This is a genomic window from Streptomyces manipurensis, assembly GCF_049570255.1.
Lineage (GTDB): Bacteria > Actinomycetota > Actinomycetes > Streptomycetales > Streptomycetaceae > Streptomyces > Streptomyces manipurensis.
Window position 1 is genome coordinate 352,451 of the sequence record NZ_CP186950.1, and the last position, 23,380, is coordinate 375,830.

At 74.9% G+C, this 23,380-nt stretch carries 20 protein-coding genes; 8 read left to right on the forward strand and 12 right to left on the reverse strand.

Annotated features, from left to right (window positions below; all coding sequences use genetic code 11):
• Positions 1-11 precede the first annotated feature (11 nt).
• From ACPU2J_RS01820 to ACPU2J_RS01830, 3 genes are all read right to left on the reverse strand, one after another.
• The gene (locus tag ACPU2J_RS01820; protein ID WP_423832570.1) at positions 12-2,702 is read right to left on the reverse strand and encodes a DUF6493 family protein; all 2,691 of its coding nucleotides are present in this window, start codon (positions 2,700-2,702) and stop codon (positions 12-14) included.
• Positions 2,699-4,189 (reverse strand): SWIM zinc finger family protein, encoded by a 1,491-nt coding sequence (locus ACPU2J_RS01825; RefSeq protein ID WP_423832571.1) that lies wholly within the window; start codon positions 4,187-4,189, stop codon positions 2,699-2,701. Before ACPU2J_RS01825 ends, ACPU2J_RS01820 begins: the two co-directional genes overlap by 4 nt.
• 171 nt (positions 4,190-4,360) lie before the next feature.
• Positions 4,361-5,020: a TetR/AcrR family transcriptional regulator gene (locus ACPU2J_RS01830; RefSeq protein WP_420082042.1), complete on the reverse strand. Its 660-nt coding sequence runs from the start codon at positions 5,018-5,020 to the stop codon at positions 4,361-4,363.
• A gap of 96 nt (positions 5,021-5,116) precedes the next feature.
• Here ACPU2J_RS01830 and ACPU2J_RS01835 point away from each other — a divergent pair, with 96 nt between their 5' ends.
• Positions 5,117-5,905, forward strand: a complete 789-nt coding sequence (locus ACPU2J_RS01835; RefSeq protein WP_420082041.1) for an SDR family NAD(P)-dependent oxidoreductase — start codon at positions 5,117-5,119, stop codon at positions 5,903-5,905.
• A 393-nt stretch (positions 5,906-6,298) separates the two neighbouring features.
• Here ACPU2J_RS01835 and ACPU2J_RS01840 read toward each other — a convergent pair whose 3' ends face one another.
• Positions 6,299-6,826: a hypothetical protein gene (locus ACPU2J_RS01840; RefSeq protein ID WP_423832572.1), complete on the reverse strand. Its 528-nt coding sequence runs from the start codon at positions 6,824-6,826 to the stop codon at positions 6,299-6,301.
• A 192-nt stretch (positions 6,827-7,018) separates the two neighbouring features.
• Between ACPU2J_RS01840 and ACPU2J_RS01845 the strand changes: the two genes are divergently transcribed.
• Complete coding sequence (locus tag ACPU2J_RS01845) at positions 7,019-8,434, forward strand: lamin tail domain-containing protein (RefSeq protein ID WP_423832573.1); 1,416 nt, start codon at positions 7,019-7,021, stop codon at positions 8,432-8,434.
• Between the two features lie 34 nt (positions 8,435-8,468).
• Here the strand turns inward: ACPU2J_RS01845 and ACPU2J_RS01850 are convergent, their stop codons facing one another.
• Positions 8,469-9,230, reverse strand: a complete 762-nt coding sequence (locus tag ACPU2J_RS01850; RefSeq protein WP_423832574.1) for a PIG-L deacetylase family protein — start codon at positions 9,228-9,230, stop codon at positions 8,469-8,471.
• Between the two features lie 269 nt (positions 9,231-9,499).
• Between ACPU2J_RS01850 and ACPU2J_RS01855 the strand changes: the two genes are divergently transcribed.
• Complete coding sequence (locus ACPU2J_RS01855) at positions 9,500-9,757, forward strand: hypothetical protein (protein WP_423832575.1); 258 nt, start codon at positions 9,500-9,502, stop codon at positions 9,755-9,757.
• A 41-nt stretch (positions 9,758-9,798) separates the two neighbouring features.
• On the opposite strand, the gene ACPU2J_RS01860 is transcribed toward ACPU2J_RS01855, so the two are convergent.
• The 3 genes from ACPU2J_RS01860 to ACPU2J_RS01870 all read right to left on the reverse strand — a co-directional run bounded on the left by ACPU2J_RS01860 (position 9,799) and on the right by ACPU2J_RS01870 (position 12,275).
• A complete protein-coding gene (locus ACPU2J_RS01860) occupies positions 9,799-10,599 on the reverse strand; it encodes a hypothetical protein (protein ID WP_420082035.1) in 801 nt (266 codons plus the stop codon).
• Positions 10,600-10,615: 16 nt separating this feature from the next.
• The gene (locus tag ACPU2J_RS01865) at positions 10,616-11,347 is read right to left on the reverse strand and encodes a hypothetical protein (RefSeq protein ID WP_423832576.1); all 732 of its coding nucleotides are present in this window, start codon (positions 11,345-11,347) and stop codon (positions 10,616-10,618) included.
• 286 nt (positions 11,348-11,633) lie between these two features.
• The gene (locus ACPU2J_RS01870; protein ID WP_423832577.1) at positions 11,634-12,275 is read right to left on the reverse strand and encodes an ATP-binding protein; all 642 of its coding nucleotides are present in this window, start codon (positions 12,273-12,275) and stop codon (positions 11,634-11,636) included.
• Between the two features lie 161 nt (positions 12,276-12,436).
• Here ACPU2J_RS01870 and ACPU2J_RS01875 point away from each other — a divergent pair, with 161 nt between their 5' ends.
• Positions 12,437-14,719 (forward strand): ATP-binding protein, encoded by a 2,283-nt coding sequence (locus ACPU2J_RS01875; RefSeq protein WP_423832578.1) that lies wholly within the window; start codon positions 12,437-12,439, stop codon positions 14,717-14,719.
• 104 nt (positions 14,720-14,823) lie between these two features.
• Here the strand turns inward: ACPU2J_RS01875 and ACPU2J_RS01880 are convergent, their stop codons facing one another.
• The 3 genes from ACPU2J_RS01880 to ACPU2J_RS01890 form a co-directional block, all read right to left on the reverse strand.
• Entirely contained in the window at positions 14,824-15,315 is a 492-nt protein-coding gene (locus tag ACPU2J_RS01880; protein ID WP_423832579.1) for a response regulator, read from the reverse strand.
• Positions 15,312-17,201, reverse strand: a complete 1,890-nt coding sequence (locus tag ACPU2J_RS01885; protein ID WP_423832580.1) for a PP2C family protein-serine/threonine phosphatase — start codon at positions 17,199-17,201, stop codon at positions 15,312-15,314. Before ACPU2J_RS01885 ends, ACPU2J_RS01880 begins: the two co-directional genes overlap by 4 nt.
• Before the next feature lie 184 nt (positions 17,202-17,385).
• Positions 17,386-18,018: a TetR/AcrR family transcriptional regulator gene (locus tag ACPU2J_RS01890; RefSeq protein ID WP_420082029.1), complete on the reverse strand. Its 633-nt coding sequence runs from the start codon at positions 18,016-18,018 to the stop codon at positions 17,386-17,388.
• A gap of 127 nt (positions 18,019-18,145) precedes the next feature.
• Between ACPU2J_RS01890 and ACPU2J_RS01895 the strand changes: the two genes are divergently transcribed.
• Positions 18,146-19,105 carry an alpha/beta hydrolase family protein gene (locus tag ACPU2J_RS01895; RefSeq protein WP_423832581.1) on the forward strand — a complete coding sequence of 320 codons (960 nt, stop codon included), beginning with the start codon at positions 18,146-18,148 and terminating at the stop codon, positions 19,103-19,105.
• 58 nt (positions 19,106-19,163) lie between these two features.
• Here ACPU2J_RS01895 and ACPU2J_RS01900 read toward each other — a convergent pair whose 3' ends face one another.
• A complete protein-coding gene (locus ACPU2J_RS01900) occupies positions 19,164-19,616 on the reverse strand; it encodes a hypothetical protein (protein ID WP_423832582.1) in 453 nt (150 codons plus the stop codon).
• 187 nt (positions 19,617-19,803) lie between these two features.
• On the opposite strand from ACPU2J_RS01900, the gene ACPU2J_RS01905 reads away from it, so the two are divergent.
• The 3 genes from ACPU2J_RS01905 (at position 19,804) to ACPU2J_RS01915 (ending at position 23,262) form a co-directional block, all read left to right on the forward strand.
• Positions 19,804-20,448, forward strand: a complete 645-nt coding sequence (locus tag ACPU2J_RS01905; protein WP_420082026.1) for an L-threonylcarbamoyladenylate synthase — start codon at positions 19,804-19,806, stop codon at positions 20,446-20,448.
• Positions 20,449-20,560: 112 nt separating this feature from the next.
• Positions 20,561-21,196 (forward strand): carbonic anhydrase, encoded by a 636-nt coding sequence (locus ACPU2J_RS01910; RefSeq protein ID WP_361606191.1) that lies wholly within the window; start codon positions 20,561-20,563, stop codon positions 21,194-21,196.
• 410 nt (positions 21,197-21,606) lie between these two features.
• Positions 21,607-23,262 carry a purine-cytosine permease family protein gene (locus tag ACPU2J_RS01915; RefSeq protein ID WP_423832583.1) on the forward strand — a complete coding sequence of 552 codons (1,656 nt, stop codon included), beginning with the start codon at positions 21,607-21,609 and terminating at the stop codon, positions 23,260-23,262.
• Positions 23,263-23,380 lie beyond the last annotated feature (118 nt).

A 23,380-nucleotide genomic window follows, 5' to 3' on the forward strand; every position in this document is an offset into this window, starting at 1 on the left:
ACCGCCGCCGCTCAGCAGGCCCGCGCAGCAAGGCCGTCGATCTCCAGGGCCGCGCGCAGTCGGCGCGCCTGGGTCACCAGCTGGGAGGTGCCCGTGCGGGCGGCGGCCGCTTCCAGGCCCCCCGGCAGCGGCCCCGCCGCCCCGCATTGTTCGACGCAGTCGGCGGCGACGGCCAGCAGCTCGCCCGCGCCCCGTGCCGCGCCGTCCGCGAGGGCCGCGGGCAGCGCCTCCGACAGCACCGCCCAGGTGGTGGCGTACGCCCCGGTGGCGGCAGCCGTCCGGGCCGCGTCGGCCAGCCGGTTCGGCTTGACGGTGCCCAGGGCGAGGAGTTCGGCGAGGTCCCGCCCGACCAGCGCCGGGTCCAGCTCCCCCCGGCCGGCGAGGCCGAGCAGCGCGTCCACCGCGGCGAGCCGGTCCTCGGTGTGCCGGGCACCCAGCCCCGTCGCCACGGCCAGGTGCAGCGCGGGCCCGGCCGGACCGCCCAGTTCCGCCAGGCGGGAGAGGAGTTCACCGGCGCCGCGCTCCTCGAAGGAGGCGCAGCCGGTCAGGTGCGGCAGGAGCCACACGGCGTGCGTCTCGCGGTCCTCGGGCATGACCGCGAGGAGCGGGAGCGTCCAGCCGCGCCAGTGCCAGCAGCGGTTCGCGCTCCCGGTGTACGGCCGTCCGAGCATGTGGAAGACGGCGGGGAACTGCTTCTGGATCACCAGGCGTTCGGCGCTCTCCAGGATGACGCGCGGGACGGTCTCGCGGTCGCCGCCCCACCAGAAGCGCGGGCGCGTGTCGGCGTCCTTGACGGTCCGGGTGGGTACGGCCGGGGCCCCGTCGCCGGTGAGCCAGGCCGCGAGGCGGTGGCCTTCGGGGGTGCCGAGGCCGGCCGCGGGCGCGGCGGCGGACGGGTCGCGGCGGACGCGCAGCAGGGCCTGGGCGAAGTCGACGGGGCCCGGCGCGACACCCAGGCTGCGGTAAGCGGCGAGGCGCTCGACGAGGTCCAGCGGTTCCAGCGTGCCCGACTCCCAGGTGGGCGTGGCGAGGAGGAAGGGCAGCGGATCGGTCAGGATCCGCAGGGCGGCTTCGCGCAGCCGGGCGACCGTGATCCGGTGCAGGGCGTCGTGCACGCAGTCCTGGCCGAATCCGGCGCCGCCGATCATGCGGTCGGGCGACAGGTCGGCCGCCCTCACCCGCCCGAGGACGGCCGCGGCGACCACCTCGAGGCCCGGCAGCGCGTCGGGGTCCACGCAGTGGCTGGTCGCCGTGTCCGCCCAGTAGCGGTCGGCGAGGGCCGGGAGGAGACCCGCGGCCAGGGCGGCCCGGTCCCGGTGGGCGTGGCGGACCAGGAGGTCGAGGGCCGTTTCGGTCTCCGTCATGGCCGCGTCGGAGGACTGCACGAGGGCCGCCACGCGTTCGACGGTCTCGGCGGGCGACGGCGTCCCGCCGGTGGTCAGGGGGCGCCGGTCCGGCGCGGGCGGCAGGGTCTCCGCGTAGGCGGCGGGGGCGGGGGCGTCGACGGGGCTGCCGAGCAGTTCCGCGGCGGTGCGGCGCAGCACCGGGCCGAGCTGTTCGGCCTCGGGGGCCAGCTCGGCGCGCAGGGCGTCGTCACCGGCACGCAGGTGGGTGGTGACGAGTCGCAGGGCGCGTTCCTGGAGGGCCGAGTCGGCGTGCCCGAAGGCGGCGGTGACGGCCGGCAGGAGGACGTGGCGGTCGTCGGGGGCACGGCGCAGTGCCTTGCCCAGCAGCACCAGCTGCGCGCGGACCAGCTTCTTCTCGGGGCGGAAGAGCACGGCGCCGGACATCTCGGCGAGCCGGTCGGCGGGCAGGCGCCCTTCGGCGGACAGTCCGGCGAGGATCTGCTGGGCGCGGCCGGCCACGGGGGACGGCGCGTCGGCGGCGAGGGCGGTCCAGTCCGCGGTGCGCTCCTGCCGCTCCTCCGGGCCGAGGTCGAGGACGTCGAGCAGGTCGGTGCAGAAGCCGAGCCCGTTCGCGCGGCCGCCGCGCAGCAGCCGGGCGACGGCGCCGTCCACGAGGACCCGGCGTTCCACGAGGCCCTCGGCGGCCAGGTGGGCCAGTTCGGCGGGCCAGGTGCCGGGTCGGCGGGGGTCGTCGTAGCGGTCGAGGGCGGGGGCAGGCTCGGCCGTCTCGAAGAGCAGCGCGACGAGCTCGCCCAGGTACGGCTCCTCGCGCAGGGCCGTGCGCAGGGTGCGGCGCGGGACGCGCCCCGCCCTGCGGCCGCCGTGCGTCCGGTCGACGGTGAGCTGCTCCGTCCAGGCGTGCACGAACCCCTCGGCGGTGGGAGCGGGGGATTCGGTGCCCCCCAGCAGCGCCCGGATGAGCGGGTAGTCGTCGTGGACGGTGGTGGCGCGGGCGGCGAGGCGGTGTGCGACGTCGGCGCGCCACGCGGGATCCCGGTCGGCGAGCAGCGGGGCGAGGAACGCCGTGTCGCGGTCGCGCCCGTCGCGCAGCTCGCGGGCGCCGATCCAGGAGGCGGCGGCCGCGGCGCCCGTGTGGCAGAGCGCTCCGGCGAGGAGCAGGGCCCGCAGGGTGCGCGCCTCGTCCCAGCGGCGGCTCCATCCCCAGCCCCGTATCTCCTTGCGCAGGGCGGCCAGTTCGGGGATCCGGGCGCGGCGCTCGGCGGGGTCGAGGCCGTTGACCAGGCCGGCGACCAGGTAGATGCGGCCGCCGCGGACGGCGTCGAGCAGGGTGTTCACAGGATCTCTCCGGAGGCGGACGGGGCGTTCACGGACGCGGTGTTCAGCGGGGCGGGTGCCGTGGCGGTCGGGACGGCCGCGGACGGGGACGGTGACGGGGCGGTTCCGGCAAGGGCGGCGCTGTCGCGCGCGGCCATGCGGACGGCCAGGGCGTGCTTGCAGGGGCCGCGGCGGCCCCGGTGGTCGGCCCACCAGCGGCAGGTGCAGCTGAGCACCCCGCCGGGAGCCTCGCGGACCTGGTAGCGGCGCTCGCCGGAGCGCACGGTGGCGGTGGAGTCCTCGTGCCGGACGACCGCACCGTCGGCGAGGAGGGCCCGGGCCGCGACGAGGCGGGGGTTGTGGCGTTCGGCGCGGCCCGCGTCGTAGGGCAGTTCGCGGTGGAAGTAGCCGGCCTCCGCGGTGTCGTACCCGACGCGGCCCGCGGTGCCGAGCCGGACGAGGGCGGCGCGGACCCGTTCGGTACTCAGCCCGCTCTGGTCGGCGAGGTCGGTGACGTCGACGCGCGGCTCCCAGGCGAGCAGGACGCCCACCAGGTCGGCGTCGGCGGCCGCCTCGTCGGTGGCCAGCGCCTCCAGGACGCCGCCCTCGCCGGAGAACCCGCGGGACGCGTCCGGGGAGAGCGTGAGGGTCAGGCGCATGCCCGGCAGCATGACCTCCCAGGCGGCGGCCGTCGCCGCGCCGTCGTGGCCGGCCGGCCCGTACACGCGCAGTCCGGTGGCGTGCCGCAGGACCCGCTGGAGGGCCGCGAGCCGCTCGGGGCCGGGCAGGCAGACGGCGCCGGGGACGGGCCGGGTGGTGGGGCGCAGGGTGCGCCCGGCGGGCACCACCCACAGCGGGGCCCGCCGGCCTCCGCCGGCCGTGCCGGCGGCGCGCGGGAGGGACCGCAGGAAGCGGACGGCCTCGGCCGCGGACAGCTCGGCGCGCAGGTCGAACCCGGCGGTGACCACCTGGGCTTCGGCGAAGCCGCGCAGCCAGCGGTCGGGCAGCGGCACCTTCTTCTCCACCACGGGACCGTCGAGCGTGGTGACGGCCAGCTCGTCGGGGCCGACGCGCAGGTGCAGCGGTTCGTCGCCGGTCAGCCGGGAAAGGGCCTCGCGCAGCGGGTTGTTGACGTCGACGTTGGTGGTGCCGTGACCGGTGTCGGCGCCGTCGAGGCCGTCGGGGAGCACGTCGAGCCGGGCGTACACCCCACAGCATCCGGAGAAGGACTCGAAGCGCAGCCGGTCGCCGTTGGCCGTGACGACAGGGTCCAGGGAGGCCCGCAGGGTGCGCTGGTAGTAGCGGGCGGCGGCGACGTCCGCGACGGCGAGCAGGCCGCGGGCCGCTGCCTGGGGGGCGCTCAGGAATCCGGCGAAGAACTGCGGGTGGGCCTCGGGGCCGACCGGGGTCAGCCCGCCGGAGGTCTCCAGTCCGAGGAGGTGGCCGCCGCGGTGGTCGGTCAGGGCGGACGGGCGTGCGTAGGCGAGTGCCTGGAGGGATCGGCTCATGGACGTCAACGTAGGGGCCACCACCGACAACGCTGACGGACCGTCATCTGCGGTGGCCGTACCGGCGCCTGTCAGCCGCACTCCGACGGGCTCCGGCGGGCGCCCGGGCGATACGGCGTCGGGGCCCGCCGTGGGGCCCGGCCGTGCGCCCGGGCGGTGCGCCCCGCCGGGTCAGTTCCCGGCCGGGGCGTCCGGGTGCGGCGGGGCCGGGGCGTCCGTGACGTCCGGGGTCGACGGGCCGGCGGCGAGGCCGGTCAGCAGGACGTCCAGGGCCAGCTCGGTGGCCTCGGGCAGCGGGGTGTCCTCCAGGAGCGAGCCGACCGCTAGGAGTGCGAGGCCGTGCAGGGTGGAGAACGCCACCTGCGCGAGGCGGCCCGGATCGCCCGCCCGTACGGCACCTTCCCGCTGGGCGTCGGCGATCAGCCCGGCGGCGATCTCCAGGCTCCGGTGGCCGAGCTCGCGGAGCTCGGGAGTGGACTCGTCGGCGTGCTTGGCGGTGAACATCAGGCTCAGCAGGGGCGCGTGGGCGACGGCGAAGTCGACGTAGGCGCGCCCGAGGCCGGCCAGCCGGTCGGTGACGGGGCCGGGGGCCTCGGCCTCGGCGTGCATCCGCTCGTTCAGCCGGTGGAAGCCGGTGACGGCCAGGGCGTCGAGCAGCGCCCGGCGGTCCCGGAAGTGCCGGCCCGGCGCCGCGTGGCTGACGCCGAGGTCGCGCGCGAGGCCCCGCAGGGAGAGGCTGTCGGCCCCCTGGGACGCCAGGACGGCCTCGGCGCGCTCCAGCAGTGCCGCGCGCAGGTTGCCGTGGTGGTAGGGGGTTTCGGCGTGGACCAAGACCATCCCCTCTCATGTTGTCATTGACTACAATGTTTACTCTGTCTACATTCGATGGACCAGGTGTCACCGAAGTCTCGAAACGGAGTACCTACGATGTCTATGACATACCGCGGGACCACCGCTCTGATCACCGGGGCCAGTTCCGGCCTCGGTGTCGAGTTCGCACGCCAGTGGGCCGGGCGCGGAGCGGACGTCGTGCTCGTCGCCCGGCGCCTCGACAGGCTGGAGCGGCTGGCCGAGGACCTGGAGGCCCGCTACGGGACCCGCGCGCACGTGGTGGCCGCGGACCTCTCGGCACCGGGCGCCGCGGCCGCGCTGCACGCGGAGCTGGATACCCGCGGCATCCGGGTGCAGACGCTGGTCAACAACGCGGGATTCGGCAGCCACGGCGCGTTCGCCGGCCAGGAGCCCGCGCGGATCAACGAGATGATCCAGCTGAACGTGATCGCGCTGACCGAGCTGACCAGGCAGTTCCTGCCGCAGATGACCGCCGACGGACGGGGCGCCCTGGTGACGGTCGCCAGCGCCGCCGCCTATCAGCCCACCCCCTCGATGGCCGTCTACGGGGCGACCAAGGCCTTCGTGCTGAACTTCACCGAAGCCGTCGCCTACGAGACCCGGGCGTCCTCGCTGCGCGTCCTGGCGGTCTCCCCCGGGCCGGTGCGGACGGAGTTCTTCGACGTCGTGGGCAGCGACGACGCGGCCGTGGGGCGGATGGCCACCCCGGAACAGGTCGTGACGGCGACCCTGCGGGCCCTGGACCGGCGCAGCAGCCCGCCGAGCATCGTCGCCGGCCTGGGCAACAGGCTGTCCGCGGTGGCGGCGGGCCTGGCTCCCCGCCGCCTCACCCTGGCCATCGCGGGCCGGGCCCTGAAGGCCTGACGCGCCGCTGCGACCTGCGGGTACGCTCGGGTCCGCGGCGGCCGTCGCCGCACCCCACCGCGCCCGAGGAGGCCCGGCCCGTGCTGGTGAACTGCGACGGGGTCACCCCGCTCGCCCGCATGCTGCCGATCGACTGGTTCCTGCTGCGCCCCGATTTCCGGTTCAGCTGGACGCTCCGGTGTTCGCCGCCGCCGGCGACCGGCTCTCGTACGAGGACGACACCCTGGTGGTGACCCGCCCCGACGGGGAGCGGCGCCGGCACGCGATCCGCGACAGCCACTGGATCTGCCGCTGAGCGGACGGGGCCCGGGGCGGGCCGGGGCGGAACGGCGACGCGCCGGAGGCGCCGGGTGCCCGTCATGGGTCACGGGGGCGCGGGTCATGAGTCACCGGTCACCGGTCATGGGGAGGCCGGTCGTCGGGTGCCTCGAACCCGGCCGTGCAGAACACGCACGCCTCCCAGAACGGCAGTGCCTCCAGCACCCGGTGACGTACGCACGAGGCCATCGCCGCCTCCTCCGGGCCGGGCAGGACCCCCGCGCCGGTCCGCGCGGTGGCGGGCTCGAAGGCCTCCACCATGTCCCGGTACGCCCTCAGGTGCCCCTCGGCCCGCGGGGCCTCGTAGGCCAGTTCCTCCCACCGGTGGCGGGACAGCGCCAGGTCGAGGACGCTCAGCAGGAACTCCTTCGCCGCGGCCCGCTCCTCGGGCCCGTCCCCCCAGTCGAGGTCCGCGAGGCCGAAACCGACCACCCCGCGTCCCATCACGTTCTGGTTCTGGAGCGTCAGCAGGGCCGCGAAGCGGAAGTGCCACGGCTCGCGGGCCAGCGCCGCCACCGCGAGCGACAGCACGTCCACGAACACCGCCGTGCCGCTGTTCGTCATCTCCAGGGACCGGCCGTCACCACCGCGGAACACGTTCATCCGATCAGGGTAGGGGCACGGGGCCGACCGGTGTTCCACCGGCGACCGCGGGCCCGGGCCGGGCCCTCGGTCGTCCCGCCCCGCGAACTTCGGCCATCGTTCACGAGCCGTCCGCCCCACGGGAGTCGTCCCGTCCGGTCCGCGCCCGACTGTCGGGGCGCCCGACTTCCCCGAACCCTGGACGGACCCACCGTGACCGCATCACGCGCGCCCCGCCGGCACCTCCGACCCGCTCTCCTGCTCGCCCTCGGATCGGCGCTGGCCGGCGTGCTCACCGCAGCCCCCGCCCAGGCCGCGCCCTCCGACGACGTCCGTATCAACGAGGTGGTCACCACCGGAAGCGTCGAGGACTCGATCGAGCTGTACAACAAGGGCGGATCGGCGGTCGACCTCTCCGGCTGGGTCCTCAAGGACGACAAGGACGGCTCGTCCTACACGATCGCGTCCGGGACCACCCTGGCCCCGGGTGCCGCGCGCTCCTTCGACGTCCACGGCGCGTTCGGCCTCGGCTCGGACGACACGGCACGCCTCTACCTGCCCGGCGGCGGGACCCTGGTCGACAGCTTCGCCTGGAGCACCCACTCGGCCCCGTCCTGGTCGCGCTGCCCCGATGGCACCGGCCCGTTCAAGGCGGCCACGGTGACCCTGGGCTCCGCGAACTCCTGCTCGGGCGGCGGCGGGGGCACCGCACCGACCGCCTGGCCCGGCGGCGGCACCGTCGCGACCGCCGACGCCTCCGGCGTCTTCGGGCAGGACCTGAGCGGGCTCCACCAGGAGGGCGGCGTGCTGTGGGCCGCCCAGAACAGCGGGAGGCTCTGGCGCCTGGTCCGCGACGGCTCCGGCGGCTGGACCCCCGACACCGCCGGCGGCTGGAGCTCCGGCAAGACCCTGCGCTACCCGGGTGGTTCGGGCAGCCCGGACGGTGAGGGCGTCACCCTCACGGACGGCGGATCGGCGGCCGGCGTGTACATCGCCACCGAGCGCAACGGCGACACCTCCGGGAGCAGCCGCCTGTCCGTCCTGAAGTACGACGTCTCCGGCACCGGGGGCACGCTGACCGCCGCCAAGGAGTGGAACCTGACCTCCGACCTGCCGGCGGTCGGCCCCAACCTCGGTTTCGAGGGCATCACCTGGGTCCCGGACACCCACCTCGCCGCAGCCGGCTTCAAGGACTCCTCGACGGGGGCCGCGTACGATCCGGCGCGCTACGGATCCCACGGCGCGGGCGTGTTCTTCGTCGGTGTCGAGGGCACCGGCACGATCCACGGCTATGTCCTCGCCGACTCCGGGGCCTTCACCCGGGTCGCGTCCTTCGGCAGCGGCATGGGCGCGGTGATGGAGCTGCAGTGGGAACCGCAGGCCGGACGCCTGTGGGCGGTCTGCGACAACACCTGCGACGGGCAGCACCGCACGTTCCGGGTGGACGCCTCCGGGGCCTTCGCGACGGCCGCCGTCCACAACCGGCCCGCAGGCATGCCGAACCTCAACAACGAGGGGTTCACCCTGGCGGGCGCCGACGAGTGCACCGCCGGGAGCAAGCCCGTGTACTGGTCCGACGACAGCAACAGCGGCGGCCACGCACTGCGCCGGGGCACCATCGCCTGCTGACGCCCGCCCCTGCGGCCGTCCCTTCGTCCGCCCGTCAGGGCGTCAGTTCCCGCAGGCCGCCGACCGAGGGAAGGAGATCGCGGCGGACGAAGTACTCCGTGCCGATGACGTCCTCCCGGTCGGCGGGCGACAGCCCGCTCAGCAGGGCCGGGAGCGAACGGGCGCGGGCCGTCTCCGAGCGGTGTGCCCGGACCGCCGCCCACTTCCGGTCCATCCAGGGACGGACGTCCACCGCCGCGGTGACCGTCGCGTCCGGGACCGTGTGCAGCCGCTTGCCCACCCCCGCGAGCAGAGCGGCCAGGCCCGAACCGGCGGTCTCCGGGTGGGCGGAGAGGTACAGGGCCGTGGGCTGCCACGGCGGACCGGCCTGCGGGTAGGCGGTCGGGTGGCCGGCCGCGTGCGCCGCGAGCAGCGTGACGTGGTGGGTGTGGACGTGGTCGGGGTGCCCCGAAGAGCCGTGCACGTCGTGCGTGAGGACCACGTCCGGCCGGAAGTCGCGCAGGTGGGCGACGACCCGCTCCACGGCCTCCTCCAGCGGGGCGTCGAGGAACCGGGCCCGGCCGGGGGCGGAGCCGGGGACACGCAGGTCGGCGTATCCGAGCATGCGCGGCTCCCCCGCGCCGAGGACGGCGAGCGCCTCGGCGAGTTCGGCGGCCCGGTGGCTGTCCGGTGCCCAGGTGGCCGTGACGACGGCGGTGCGGGCACCGGCAGCCGCGTGCCGGGCGAGCACTCCCCCGGCCACGAGGGACTCGTCGTCCGGATGCGCGTAGACGGCGAGGACGTTCGGTACGGGCACGGACACTCCGTTCGCCGAGCGGTGGCCGGACCACTCCGGCACGACGACCCGCCGACGACGGGCCCGCACGCACCGTACGCGACCCCGGTGACGGGCTCGGGGCGACCGGAGGCCCCGAGGCCGTCAAGCACTGCGCCAAGGAGACGGGGACGGCCTGCACCGGGCTGATCGCCGTCGGCGGCAAGGACACCGAAGGGCGTGGGTCCAACGGGACGCGGGCGGAGTTCCGCCTCTTCTCCTTCGAGACGGCCGAGCAGGCGCGCACCGCCATGAAGGGGCTGGCCGACGAGCGGCGGAAGGGCGCCGCCCGCTACAAGGACCCTTCCAAGCCAGTGACGTTGGTCTCGGGCGCCGACGAGACCGACGCGTTCATGGACGACGCCGTGGGGGACGCGGTCATGCGCGTCGGCACGGTGGTCGCGCACGTCAAGATCAGCGAGACCGAGCTCGAGTTCCTCGCCCATGTCGCGGGGCTCCAGGTCGACCGCGTCCGCGCCGTGGCCGCAGGCCGCGACCCCCGGGCCTGAACCCCGCGAGCGCCTTCGGGCCGAGGACGCGGACGGCCGCCTCAGAACGGCGGTGACTGGCTGTAGCCCCCTCCCGGCCAGTCGCCGGCCGTGGCCGCGCGTGCGGCTGCGCGGGCCGCGTACCGCCGGCGGGCTTCGACGTCGGCCGCGTTCTCCAGGCCGCCCGTATCGCGCCCCCAGGACCGCAGCGCGTCCAGGACCCGGTCACGGCGCAGGCGATCGCCTTCGGTGGCGAGGAGCCGCCGGGCGTGGCCGGCCAACTCACTGCGGTGGACGGTGAGGGCAGGATGCTCGGCGAGCGGGAGGGCGGCGGTGAGCGCCGTATGACGCACGTCCACGTCGTCGTGATCGAGGAACGCGCGGACGGCGTGGAAGAGAGCCGGCCTCACGTCCCGGAACGCGTGCATGTCCTCGCACCCGCCGATGAGTTCCTCACTGTCGTCGAGTTCGCACAGCGCCAGGCATTGGTCGTCGGCGTCGTACGCGGTGTCGCCGAGCCAGTCGAGCAGCGACAGGAGGGTCGGTCGCCCGGTCGCCCTCCGCCGGTCACTCCGGGGCGCGTCCGGCGCGAGAGCCGGATGGCCCAGGATCGCCGCCACGTAGAGCGCGATCGGTGTGGTGGCCGGGTAGATGCTGTTCTGGTGGCTCACCGGCCGCAACGCATCCGCGAGGGCCGCCTGCCGCACCAGCGGGTCCGGATCGACGAGTCGTACCAGTGCCGTCGGCAGGTGCTCTCCCGTCCCGGAGGCGGTGGCGACGGACGCCCAGTCGGTCCCGTGCAGTACCGCGTGGTGGTCAGGCAGCTCCCCGGAGCCGTGCGTCCGGTCGGTTTCTTCGGTCACGGGCGCAGGCTAGCTGCTAGCGGCCCAGGGCCGTGCGGAGGGTGATTCCGTGGTGGGTGCGCAGTCGGCGGAGTTCCCAGAAGGACAGGCCTGTCACGGACAGCGGCGCGCCCGCGAGGAAGAGGAACCACACGCTGTGCGGGGCGTTGACCGGTGGCCCGTCGATGGCCTGGAGGACCGACATCGCCACGACGACGACCGGGGAGAGCAGAGGCGGCAGCACCTCGTGGATGTCGGCGGTCCGGAAGGCGTGGTGGACGCACAGCACCGAGGACGTCAGGACGAAGGGCACCAGGAAGAGTGCCGTCAGACTGATGAGCAGGGTCAGGAGCAAGCCCGCGTCGCCGACTCCTCCGAACAGCCGGTCGTGCAGGTCGCGTCTGAAGGCGAAGGCCAGCAGGGCCGCCGCGACGAGGAGGACGCCGAACGCGGTCAGCGGCCCCGGCAGCCGTCGGCGGTAGACGCTGCGCAGCGACGGCCGGGCCGCGGCCACGAAGGCGCCGACGACCAACGGTCCGACGACCATCAGCACGGCGGCGGCGATCAGCATCTCGGTGATCTTGTCGTTGATCACGTCCTCGGCCCCCTGGCGCAGCGAGTACGCGTAGAACAGCCAGGCCGTGGCGCCCAGGCCGATTCCGGTACGGGCCACCTGGGCCCCGGCTATGGCCGGGTCGGCCAGCCGGTCTGCGCGGCCGGGCCGCTGGAAGCGGGCGGCCGTGACGAAGGGAGCGATCAGTACCGTCACGCAGCCGTGGCGCGGCGTCCGTTCCCGGTCCGCCGGCGGCGTCCCATACGGTCGGGCCCCGTCGGCGCGCCCTACCGGTGACCACCCCTCCGGCTGCCGCCCGTACCCGTCCCGCCGTGCCATGAAGTGCCCCGTCCCCCGGAGTTCGATCAAGATCGAGAGGGGACTGTACCCGCCACCCGCCCCCGGGTACGAGCCGGACCCGGGGGCGGGTGGCAGGCTGACGCGGTGTCCGACTCATCGCCCCCCCGGATCCCGAGGTGCGTGCCCGGGTGGCGGCCAGGGGTCACGGCTGCGGCCGCGTGCCGTCGTCGCGGTGGTCTTCTACGTGGACGGTGAGGGCGGGCCAGTGGGCGGACCAGGTCGCCGGCTCGCCCTCGGCCGGCGACCAGGGCGTGCGCAGGCCTGCGTCGGGCAGGAAGCGGACGCAGGTCCCCGTGGTCCCGTCGGCCGCCACGGGCAGCAGGTCGGTCACCGGGACGCCGTGCTCGTAGCGACGACTCCAGGAGCCGTCGAGCCGGCGGTTGGTGTGGACGAGCCACTCGCTGAGCGCGGAGACGACGGACATGCCGCGGCGCGGGTGTCCGTCCGGGAGCCGTTCCGTCGGGTGGTCGAAGAAGCGGAGGTCCTTGGTGGCCATGACGGGTTTCCTCACCACCTCGCCGTGCTCGTCGACCCGGGTGTCGGTGCCGCGGCCGTCGTCGTCCACGGACACCGAGCCGTCGGCGTGCAGTGTGACCGTGCATCGTCCGCCGCCCCGGCCCTCGGCCTCGTCGGCGGCGTAGGCGAGGACTTCGAGGACGAGGTGTCCGGGGCCGCCGGGCGCGAACTCCGCGGGCGCGCGGCGGATCCGGCGGAGGTGGTCGGTGTCCACGGTGGCGGCCCAGTCGTGCGTGGTGTTGACCCAGGAGGCCCTTGATCCGTTCATCCGACGAGTATCGGCCGTCGGGGGCGGATCCGTCGCTCCCGCCGGTCCGGGCCAGGAGGCCTGGTCCCGGCGGCACGCGGGACGCGAGGGAGCGCCCGTACGATGGCGGCGAGGGCGTGGCCGGCCGGGGCCCACCGTGCCTCGGCGAACGGGGACGTGTGATGGACGACGAGTGGCTTTCGGACCGGCTGGTGGAGGCCGAGTCCGCGATCGGCGGGTTCGACCTCTCCGAGTGCGTGAGGGAGCCGATCCACCTCCTCGGCGGGATCCAGACGCACGGCACGCTGCTGGCCGCCGATCCCCGTACCGGTGTGATCGCCGTGGCGGCGGAGAACTGCGCCGAACTCCTCGGGGCCGGCCCGCGGGAGCTCGTCGGCGGCCCGGTGGGCGCCGTGCTCGGGGCGCCGTCCTGGGCCGAGGTGCTGGAGGCGACGGCCGAGGCCGGTAACGGCCAGGTGATGCTGCCGGTGGACGCTCCGGCGGGGGCGGCCCCCGGGCGCAGGCTGGCCCTCTCCGCGCACCGCCTGGACGAGCTGGTCGTGCTGGAGTTCGAGGCGTTCCGCGGAGGGGCGCCGTTCGAGTTCTCGCCGTTCTACCAGCGGGTGCGCCGGGCCCTGGCGCGGCTGCGGTCCGCGTCCACGGTGGGCGAGTGCTGCGATCTGGCCGTACGGGAGATGCGGGCGCTCACCGGGTTCGACCGGGTGGTGGTCTACCGCTTCGACGGTGCGGACGGGCCGGGCGAGGTGATCGCGGAGGACCTCGCCCCGGGGCGCGAACCGTGGCTCGGCCTGTGGTTCCCCGCGACCGACATCCCGCCCCAGGCACGGCGCCTGTACACGGAGAACTGGATCCGGCTGATCGCGGACGTGGAGGACCCGAGCGCCGGGCTGTTCCCTCCCCTGCTCGCGAAGACCGGCGCGCCCCTGGACCTGTCCCAGGCGACGCTGCGGACCGTGTCCGGTTTCCACCTGGAGTACCTGCGCAACATCGGCGTCTCCTCGTCGATGTCCGTCAGCGTGCTCCGCGAGGACGCGCTGTGGGGGCTGATCGCCTGCCACGGGGACGCCCCCGTCCATCTGAGTCCCGAACTGCGGTCGGCCTGCGAGTTCTTCGGCGTCGCCTTCTCCCTGCAGCTGACCGCGCTGGAGGAACGCGAGCACCGCGACGCGCTGCTGGAGTCGCGCCGGCGCATGTCGCTCCTGCTGCACGCCGTCTCGCCGGACCTCGCCGGCTCGGTGGAGGCCCACGGGGACGAGCTGCGCACCCTGCTGGACGCGGACGCGGCGCTCGTCCTGCGCGACGGCCGGGTCACCGTGTCCGGTGCCGCGGTGCCGGACGCAACGGTGGCCCTGCTCAGGGACCGGGCGGCCGGCATGGCACCGGGCTCGGTGTGGAGCACGGACCGGCTCGCGGAGGCGACCGGTGCGCAGGACCTGCCGGCCGGGATTGCCGGAGCACTGCTGATCGCCCTCGACGCCACGGGGGACTTCCTCGCCTGGGTGCGCGGGGAGCGGACCACCACGCGCAGCTGGGCCGCCGATCCGGCCCTGCCCGTACGGCTGGGCCCCCGGGGGGAGCGGCTCACGCCGCGCGGTTCCAGTGCCGTGTTCCGCGCGGAGATGTGGGGCCGAAGCCTGCCCTGGACGGCGGCGGACGAGGCGACGGCGGAGGAGTTCTGGCGCGCCGTCAGCGGTCTGCTGCTGCGGCACGCCGACGGGCTGGCCGCCCTGAACGAGGAGCTGCGCGCCGTCAACCTGGACCTGGACTCCTTCGCGCACGCGGCGGCGCACGACCTGAAGGAGCCGCTGCGCGGGATCTCGAACGCGGCGACCTTCGCCCTGGAGGACGCCGGGGACTCCCTGGACCCGGTCACGGTGCGCCGTCTGGCGACGACGCGGCGCCTGGCCGAGCGGATGGACGAGCTGCTGAACTCCCTGCTCCACTACGCCCGCCTGGGCCGGGCCGGCCTGCGGCGGGAGCCGGTGGATCTGGGCTCCGTACTCGACGGGGCGCTCGAGGTCGCCGGCGAGCGGCTGGCCGAGGCCGGGGTCCGGGTGGAGCGGGCGGAGGTCCTTCCGGTCGTCGACGCCGACCCGCACCGGCTGTACGAGGTGCTGGTGAACCTGCTCGTCAACGCCGCCAAGTACGCCGGGGACCACGAGGACCGGTGGGTACGGGTGTACACGCTCCCGGCGGTTCCGCCCTCTGGAGGGCCTGAGGTGCTCAGCGTGGTCGTCGAGGACAACGGGATCGGGATTCCCGTCGAACGGCACGGCGAGGTCTTCCAGTTGTTCCGGCGGCTCCATCAGGTGGGCGAGCGCGGCGGGGGCACGGGCGTGGGACTCGCGGTGGTGAAGCGGATCGTGGAGCGGCACGGCGGGGAGCTGTGGCTGACCGGCGAGCCGGGGCGGGGCACGGCCTTCCGCTTCACCCTGGGCGAGTAGGAGGAGCGGGCGGCCCGGCGCGGGCGGACGTTCCTGCGCGGGCGGGCGGCCCGGTGCCCTGGTGCCCCGGTGCCCCGGTGCCCCGGTGCCCCGGTGCCCCGGCGTCAGCTTCGCGGGACCTGCCGCTGCCAGTAGTCCACCGCGCCCTTGAGGACCGTACGGAACAGTTCGAAGTTGACCGGCTTGTAGATGTAGCTGTCGGCTCCGGCCGCGTAGCAGGCGTCGACCTCGGCGGACGCCGTGGACGAGGTGAACACGACCACGGTGATCCCGGCGAGGGCCGGTGCGGCCTTCAGCGAGGCGAGGACCTCGTGCCCGCTCACCCCCGGCATGTTGAGGTCGAGGAGGATCAGCCCCGGCAGCCGGTCCGCGGCCGCCAGCCGGTCGGCGAGCCCGGCGCCGTCGGCCGTGAACTCCAGGCGCAGGTGCGGGTGGGTCCGGCCGAGGGCGCGTTCTATCGCTTCCGCGTCCTCGGCGGAGTCCTCCACGACGAGCACCGCGTGGGGGTCCGGCCGTCCGCCGGGCAGGGCGCTGCCGCCGGGGCGGTGCTCCGCTGGCCTCGCCACGGCCGCGGGCCCGTCCGTCGTTCCGTTCATCGTTCCCCTTCCACGCCGGCCACCAGCACGGCCATGTCGTCGGCTCCGACGTGCCGGAACGCCGTGGCCGCCCCGACGAGTCCTTCCGCCAGCCGGGCGGCTCCCCCGCCGCCGGGCGGCACCGCGGCGGCGATGCGGGACGGCATGAGCGTCTCGAAGAACGTCCCGTCCTGGGTACGCGCCTCGGTCAGCCCGTCGGTGTACAGGACCAGCATCTCCCCCGGTGCGAGCCGGCGGGTGACCGGCCTGCACACGGCGTCGTCGAACACTCCGAGCATCAGGCCGCCGACCGCGACCTCTTCCACGGTTCCGCCGGCCCTTCGGATCAGCGGCACCGGATGGCCCGCCGAGGCGATGCGGACCCGCAGGGCCCCGCTGCCGTCCTCGTCGGGCACGCAGCTCGCGACGGTCGCCGTCAGGAAGCGGGACGCCTTCTGCTGCCGCAGTACGGTGTTCAGCCGGGCCAGGGCGCGTTCGGGCGGGCAGCCGTCCTCCAGGAGGACGCGCAGGGTGTGGCGGGCCAGGCCGGTCAGGGCCGCGGCCTCGGCACCGCGGCCGCAGACGTCACCGACGAAGAGGGCGAACTCCCCGTCGCGGGCGCGGATCACGTCGTAGAAGTCGCCGCCGACCTCCAGGCTGGCGTCCGCGACCCCGTAGGCCGCTCCGAGGTCGACGCCCGGCACCTCGGGCAGGCCGGAGGGCAGCAGGTGCCTCTGGAGGGAGACCACGTCCTGGCGGCGCTGCTCGTACAGCAGGCAGGTGTCGATGGCCAGGGCCGCCCTACGGGCCAGGTCGGTCAGGAACCAGGCGGACATGGCGTCCGGCCGGTCGCTCTGGTGGAGGAAGGTGAGCGTGCCCAGGAGCCGGCCGCGGGCGCGCAGCGGGCTGACGCTGAGCGACCGGACGTCCAGTGCGGCGCCGCGGCCTCCGGGGCCGAAGGGGCCGCCCTCCAGGTCCGTGCTGTCCAGGACCAGGGGCTGTTCGCTCTTCATGACCCTGCGGAGCAGGTCCTGGAACCACGGGTCGCCAGTCAGCCCGGTCAGCCCGCGCTCCTCGCCCGCCGCGACGTGGGTGGTCGCCACGGGCTCCAGCCGCCGGTTGCGCAGGAGGTGCAGGACGCAGCCCTCGGCGATCGCGGGGACGGCGAGGCGGGCCACCCTGCGCAGGGTCTCCTCGGCGTCGAGGGTTGCGTCCATCTGGAGGGAGGCCTCGGCGAGGAAGGCGTCGATGGTCTGGCGCCGCTCCGTCTCGCGCTGGGCCAGCAGGCGGCGCTGACAGGCGATGACGATCTCGCAGGCCTGGCGGAGGGCGGTGCGCAGGAAGGTGTCCCGGGCGGTGTCGTGCGGGGCGTCGGGTGCCGCGTCCTTTGGGGCGTCGGGTGCCGCGTCCTGTGGGGCGTCGGGTGCCGCGTCCTGTGGGGCTTGGGGTGCGGCGAGGCCGAGCGTGAGGCGGGCCCATTCCTGCGAGTCGAGCCGGAAGGAGCAGACGAGGGCCGACCGCGCGCCCGCCTCCGCCAGGGGGGCGGCCTCGGGCCAGCCGGGATCCGACAGCGTGGACGCCGGTACGCCGGTGATCTCGGTGGTGTCGCCGGGGGTCCGGTGGGCGGGCGCGGCCTCCTCGCCGTCGCGGCCAGCACGCCGGTGCGGGCCCGGGCTGCGGAGGGTCCCCCAGCGCAGGTAGGCGAGCCGGGTCCCCTCCCACCGACTGCCCGACACGGCCACGACGCCGGGCAGCCCGAGCAGGATGTCGTACAGCCGGTCGGCCAGGGCCGTGACGTCCTTCGCCGAGTCGGCCAGGGACCACAGCTCGTGCAGGCCCGCCGACCAGCTCGGCTCCGCCGCGCGCGCCGGGGTCCGTTCCTCGTCCACCGTGGGGTCCTCGCTCACGTCGTGCCCTCCCCCTGTCGGGCTGTCCCCCCGATGCCGGCTGCCCGCCCGCGACCAGGCACGCTACACGAACGGGCCGGTGCGTCCGTGGCCCGTGTCCGGCTCCGGGCGGGGACGGTCGGCCCGGCCGGTGCCGGCGCCCCGCGGCCGCGCCGGGCCCGCGACGGCCCGTTCCGCCACGGGGTCACGGTCGGCGCAGCCCGGCGAGGAGCACCGCGACGGGGCGGCGCGGGTCGTAGCGGGGGTCGCCGTCCGCGCCGATGCAGAGGTTTCCGACGCCCCGCATGAGGTGGTACGCGTCGAGGTCGGCCCGGATCTCGCCGGCGTCGGCAGCGGCGTCGAGGAGGCCGGTGCACACGGGAAGGAGGCTGTCGAGGAAGTAGGCGTGCAGTGCCTCGGCCCCGGGGCCGTCGGCCTGCATCGCCGCGGCCAGCCCGTGTTTGGTGACCAGGAAGTCCACGAACAGCTCGACCCACTGCTCGAGCGCGGCGAACGGCGTCGGGCCGGCGGCCAGCAGGTCGGGGCCGGCCTCGGCGCAGGTGTCGACCTGATGGCGGTACACGGCGATGACGAGGTCGGCCCGTTGGGGGAAGTGGCGGTAGATCGTGCCGAGGCCGACGCCCGCCTTGGCGGCGATCTCGCGTACGGGCGCGTCCACGCCCGAGGTGACGAAGACGGCGGCCGCGGCCTCCAGCAGGGTCTGCTGGTTGCGCCGCGCGTCCTTGCGCCGGGATGCGGCCGAACTTCCCTGGCGGGGGCTGCCCTCGTTCACCGCGGCCCGTCCTTCCCTCGTCTTCTTCGCTTCGTCTGCCGTCATCTTCCCTCATCACCCTTGCAATACGGAACGGCGTTCCGTATTGTTCCGGAACAAGGTTCCGCTTCATTCATGATGCCGGACACCCGCCGGACCCGTACGCAGAAGCAGCCCAGTGAAAGGCACCGCCATGTCCGATTCCCAGCGCTCGCACTCCCACGCCCCGCACCCGCACCCGCCGCAGGACGCGCCCACTGCGGTGGTGTCCGTGAAGCCGGTGGTGCTGCCCGCTTCCGACGGGCGCGGCGAGGACCTCCACGTCCGCGTCTCCGCACCGGTGTCCGGCCGCGATCTGCCCGTGATCGTCTTCTCGCACGGCTTCGGCTGGTCGATGGACGGCTACGCGCCGCTGGCCGACCACTGGGCCGCGCACGGCTTCGTCGTCGTCCAGCCCACCCACCTGGACTCCCGGACGCTCTCTCTCGACGCCGACGACCCCCGCACCCCACGGATCTGGCGCCACCGGATCCGGGACGTCACGGCGGTGCTGGACTCGCTCGCCGTCCTGGAGTCCTCCGTACCGGACCTCGCCGGGCGGGTGGACCGCACCCGCATAGCCGTGGCCGGCCACTCCTGGGGGGCACAGACGGTCAGCACGCTGCTCGGCGCCCGCGTCCTGGACGCCGACGGGACACCCGGCGAGGACATGTCCGACCCCCGGGTGACGGCAGGCGTGCTGCTGGCCCTGACCGGGCTCGGCGACGACCTGACCCCGTTCGGCGCCGAGCACTTCCCCTTCATGCGGCCGTCGTTCGACGCCATGACCGCCCCGGCCCTGGTCGTCGCCGGCGACCGGGACCAGTCCCACCTGTCCACCCGCGGGCCGGACTGGTTCACCGACCCCTACGAGCTCAGCCCCGCCCCCAAGAGCCTGCTGACCCTGTTCGGGGCCGAGCACTCGCTCGGCGGGATCCCCGCCCACCGTGCCGCCGAGACCACCGACGAACACCCCGGCCGCGTGGCGCTGCTCCAGCAGCTCACCACGGCCTACCTGCGCGGGGTGCTGCTCGGCGACGAAGCAGGCTGGAAGGCGGCAGCCACCGCCCTGGAGGAGACCCCGGAGCCACTGGGGAGCCTGCGCAGCAAGTGATCCCGCTCTTCGGAGCGTGCCGGCCGTCGCGGGCCCGGCACGACCCGGCAGCCGGACCCTAGGGCAGGTCGGGCCGGCCCAGCCAGGACGGGCGGAGCGGCACGCCGTCCTCGTCACGCGGTTCACCGGGTGCGGTCTCCGGGGTGGGCTCCGGCGGGGACTGCCGTGCCCCGGGGCCGGGATCGGTGCCGGTGCCGGGCCCGATCTCCCGTTCGTCCCGGGCGGGCGGGAGCGGGCGGTCGGAGTCCTCCAGCAACTCGGCCACGCTGAAACGGGTGGCGTGCGACTGCCAGGTGCCGTCGACGACCAGCAGGAACCCGTCGGCGGTGCGCAGGAGTCGGCGGCGCCTGGGGTTCCTGGGGTGCTCCGGGAGATGGGTCCTGGCCCGCTGCTCCAGGACCGCCAGTGCCTCTTCCCGGGTGCCCTCGACGTGTGTCAGTACGTGGGCCTCCGTGTGCTTGCGCTCCCCCAGTCCCACCGTCGCCTCGGCCACCAGACCCCATATCGCCATCGACGTCCCCCTCTTCACTCGCGTCACCGCCCAACGGGCCTGTCCACCAGCATGCTTCATGGCCCGGCGGGCGGGTCCGGGGTCCGCGTGCCGGTGCGACGGCACGGGCGGGCCTCTCGGGGCCGGTACCCTGCAGGGGGTAATGCGGCAGGTACGGGCCGGGTGCCCGGCGGGATGGAGAGCGACGATGGCCGTTCGGTATGACTGCACCACGGACGAGGGCCTGGCCGAAGGGCTGCGCGCGGCCGGCCTCGCGGTGGGCCGGGGCGAGCTGGTGGTGCTCCCGACCGACACCGTCTACGGCGTCGGCGCGGACGCCTTCCGCCCGGACTCGGTGGACCGGCTGCTGGCGGCGAAGGGCCGGGGCCGGGCCATGCCCTCGCCGGTCCTCGTGGCCTCCCCCGACGCCCTCGACGACCTGGTGGCCGATCTCCCCGAGCAGGGGTGGGCCCTGGTGAAGGCCTTCTGGCCGGGCGGGCTGACCCTCGTCGCCCGCCACCTGCCCTCGCTGACCTGGGACCTCGGGGAGACCAACGGCACCGTCGCGGTGAGGATGCCGTCGGACCCGGTGGCCCTCGCGCTGCTGGCCGAGACCGGCCCGCTGGCCGTCTCCAGCGCCAACCTGACCGGCCGGCCCTCCCCGCAGGACTGCGACGCGGCCCAGGACATGCTGGGTGACTCGGTCGCCGTCTACCTCGACGGAGGGGCCACCGAGGCGGCCGTCGCCTCGTCCATCGTGGACGTCACCGGACCGGTGCCCGTCCTCCGACGGGCCGGCGCGATCGGCGCCGACCTCCTGCGCGGCATCGTGCCCGACCTGGTGGAGCAGTGACGGCCGACGCGTGACGGCCGCGGCCCGGTGGCGGGGGCGCGCGCCGCCGCCCCGCTCCCCCTCCGTGGGACCTCGCGGTGTGGCGGGCCGGTCGGGGCCGTAGCCTGCGGTCATGAGTACTTCTCCCACACCCACCCCGTCCGAGGCCTTCGAGCTGCTGCTCTCCGGTAACCAGCGCTTCATCGCGGGCGCTCCCGAGCACCCGAACCAGGACGCCGCCCGCCGTGCCGAGACCGCGCCGGCGCAGCGTCCCTTCGCCGCCTTCTTCGGCTGCTCCGACTCCCGCCTCGCCGCCGAGATCATCTTCGACCGCGGTCTGGGTGACCTCTTCGTCGTCCGTACCGCGGGCCACGTGGCGGGCCCCGAGGTCCTGGGCAGCATCGAGTACGCGGTGAGCGTGCTGGACTGCCCGCTGGTCGTCGTGCTGGGCCACGACAAGTGCGGCGCCGTCGCCGCCACCCGCGCCGCCCTGACCGACGGGGTCGGCGCCACGGGATACGTGCGCGACGTCATCGAACGGGTCACCCCGAGCGTGCTGGCCGCCCGCGCCGCCGGACTGACGGAGGAGGACGACATCATCGCCGAGCACATACGTCACACCGTCGACCTGCTCATGGACCGCTCCCGGGTGATCGCTGACCAGGTCGCCGCGGGACGCACCGCGGTGGTGGGCCTGTCCTACCGGCTGTCCGACGGGAGCGCCCAGGTCGTGACCACGCGCGGCCTGCCCAGCGAAGTCGCCGCCTGACCCGCACCCGTCCCCGCCCGCCCTGCCCGCCCTGCCCGCCCTGCCCGCCGCCGGGCCCGGACCACCGACCACCGGGCCGGGCGGCGGCGCGCCGCCCTTACGCCTTCCCGCCCGTACGCCTCCCGCCGGGACGACCGCGCCGCCGCACCCGCCCTCACCCGAACGCAGCAACCGCCCGACCCGGAACCCACCGGCGCACCCGCCCGGCGTCTGCTCCCGTACGCGGCAACACGGTGTTCACGGCCGTGCGCATCCGGGGTAACACCTGCCGCCTAGCGTGACCGACCGTGGGCCCGGCCCGTAAGAGGGGTGCGGGAGACCGTACCTGACGGTCCCTCACCCCCGTGCCGTCGACGGCGCCGCGCCGGGGCTCCGCAGCAGGTGCACCCAGGCCCACCGGGAGGCGTGGCATGACCACCACCGAGTCACGACAGGCCGCCGCAGAGGGGCCGGAGGACGCGGCCGGGCAGGCGGTGAAGGAGACGCTGGAGGACTACACCCTCCGGTTCGCGCCCCGGAGCTACCGCCGCTGGAGCCCCATGGTGGTGGCCACCACCGCCCTCGGCGGCATCGCGTACATGGCCGACTTCTCCATCGGCGCCGGCATCGGCCTGGCCCACGGCACCGGCAACGCGCTCGTGGCCATCGCGGTCGCCGCCGTCGTCATCTTCGTCACCGGCTTCCCGCTGGCCTACTACGGTGCCCGCTACAACATCGACCTCGACCTGATCACCCGCGGTTCCGGCTTCGGCTACTACGGGTCCGTCCTCACCAGCGTCATCTTCGCCAGCTTCACCTTCATCTTCTTCGCCCTCGAGGGCTCCATCATGGCGCAGGGCCTCGAACTGGGCTTCGGGCTGCCCCTCTGGCTCGGCTACGCCGTGTCCACCCTGCTGGTGATCCCCCTGGTCGTCTACGGCATGAAGGCCCTGACCCGGCTCCAGGTGTGGACCACCCCGATCTGGCTGCTGCTGATGGTCGCCCCGCTCGTCCACCTCGTCGTCACCGACCCGGGCAGCGTCGACCGCTTCCTCGCCCACCCCGGCACCGACGGCGAGGGCGCGCTCAGCACCGCTTCGGTCATGCTCGGGGCGGGGGTCTGCCTGTCGTTGATCGCGCAGATCGGCGAGCAGATCGACTACCTGCGCTTCATGCCGCCCAGGACCGCGGCGAACCGGCGCGGCTGGTGGACGGCCGTGGTCATGGCCGGACCGGGGTGGGTGGTGCTCGGGGCGCTCAAGCAGGCCATCGGCGTCTTCCTCGCCGTCCGCATCCTCGCCGAGGTCGGACCGGCCGCGGCGCCCGAACCGATCCGGCAGTTCCGCGGCGCCTTCGAGGAGATGATGCCGTCCTGGCTGGTGATCCCGCTGGCCGTGGTCCTGGTGGTGATCAGCCAGATCAAGATCAACGTGACCAACGCGTACTCCGGCTCGCTGGCCTGGACGAACTCCTTCACCCGAGTCACCGGGCGCTATCCCGGCCGCATGGTCTTCGTCCTCGTCAACCTGGCGTTTGCGCTCGCCCTGATGGAGGCCGACATGTTCAGCTTCCTGAACGGCATCCTGGGCTTCTACTCGAACTGCGCGATCGCCTGGGTGGTCACCGTGGCCACCGACATCGGCGTCAACAAGTACCTGCTGAAGCTGTCCCCGCTCCGGCCGGAGTTCCGTCGCGGCATGCTGTACGCGGTCAACCCGGTCGGCGTGGTGTCCTTCGTCGCCGCGTCCGGGCTTTCGATCGCCCTGTACTTCGGGCTCCTGGGCGACACCCTCCAGCCGTACTCGCCGGTGGCCGCCGCCGTCATCGCCTTCGTGCTGACCCCGCTGACGGCCGTGGCGACCCGGGGGCGTTACTACCTGCGCCGCCAGGACGACGGAATCGACGCGCCGCTGCTGGATCCCGAGGGGAACCCGAGCGGGCTGCTCCTGGACTGCCACGTGTGCGGCCTGGCGTACGAGCGCCCCGACCTCACCGCGTGCGCCGCCCACGGGGCGGCCGTCTGCTCGCTGTGCCTGAGCACCGACAGGACGGGCACCCACGTCCTGCCGGCCACCGTACGGCCCTGAGCCTGCCCTGGCCGGGTCGCCCTGGGCAGGCCCTCCGGAGGATGCGGCCCCGGCGGGCCGCTCCGGGCCGCCGGGTGCCTGACGTGGGCGGGCCGCCGCCGTGTCCGGAGTACCCGCG

Bases quoted from the DNA above. Each gene is read 5' to 3' on its own strand.
- ACPU2J_RS01870 (WP_423832577.1), bottom strand. From the start codon at position 12,275: ATGAACGGATCAAGGGCCTCCTGGGTCAACACCACGCACGACTGGGCC.
- ACPU2J_RS01900 (WP_423832582.1), bottom strand. From the start codon at position 19,616: ATGGCGATATGGGGTCTGGTGGCCGAGGCGACGGTGGGACTGGGGGAG.
- ACPU2J_RS01905 (WP_420082026.1), top strand. From the start codon at position 19,804: ATGGCCGTTCGGTATGACTGCACCACGGACGAGGGCCTGGCCGAAGGG.
- ACPU2J_RS01890 (WP_420082029.1), bottom strand. From the start codon at position 18,018: ATGACGGCAGACGAAGCGAAGAAGACGAGGGAAGGACGGGCCGCGGTG.
- ACPU2J_RS01840 (WP_423832572.1), bottom strand. From the start codon at position 6,826: ATGAACGTGTTCCGCGGTGGTGACGGCCGGTCCCTGGAGATGACGAAC.
- ACPU2J_RS01825 (WP_423832571.1), bottom strand. From the start codon at position 4,189: ATGAGCCGATCCCTCCAGGCACTCGCCTACGCACGCCCGTCCGCCCTG.
- ACPU2J_RS01910 (WP_361606191.1), top strand. From the start codon at position 20,561: ATGAGTACTTCTCCCACACCCACCCCGTCCGAGGCCTTCGAGCTGCTG.
- ACPU2J_RS01835 (WP_420082041.1), top strand. From the start codon at position 5,117: ATGTCTATGACATACCGCGGGACCACCGCTCTGATCACCGGGGCCAGT.
- ACPU2J_RS01880 (WP_423832579.1), bottom strand. From the start codon at position 15,315: ATGAACGGAACGACGGACGGGCCCGCGGCCGTGGCGAGGCCAGCGGAG.
- ACPU2J_RS01855 (WP_423832575.1), top strand. From the start codon at position 9,500: ATGAAGGGGCTGGCCGACGAGCGGCGGAAGGGCGCCGCCCGCTACAAG.
- ACPU2J_RS01895 (WP_423832581.1), top strand. From the start codon at position 18,146: ATGTCCGATTCCCAGCGCTCGCACTCCCACGCCCCGCACCCGCACCCG.
- ACPU2J_RS01915 (WP_423832583.1), top strand. From the start codon at position 21,607: ATGACCACCACCGAGTCACGACAGGCCGCCGCAGAGGGGCCGGAGGAC.
- ACPU2J_RS01875 (WP_423832578.1), top strand. From the start codon at position 12,437: ATGGACGACGAGTGGCTTTCGGACCGGCTGGTGGAGGCCGAGTCCGCG.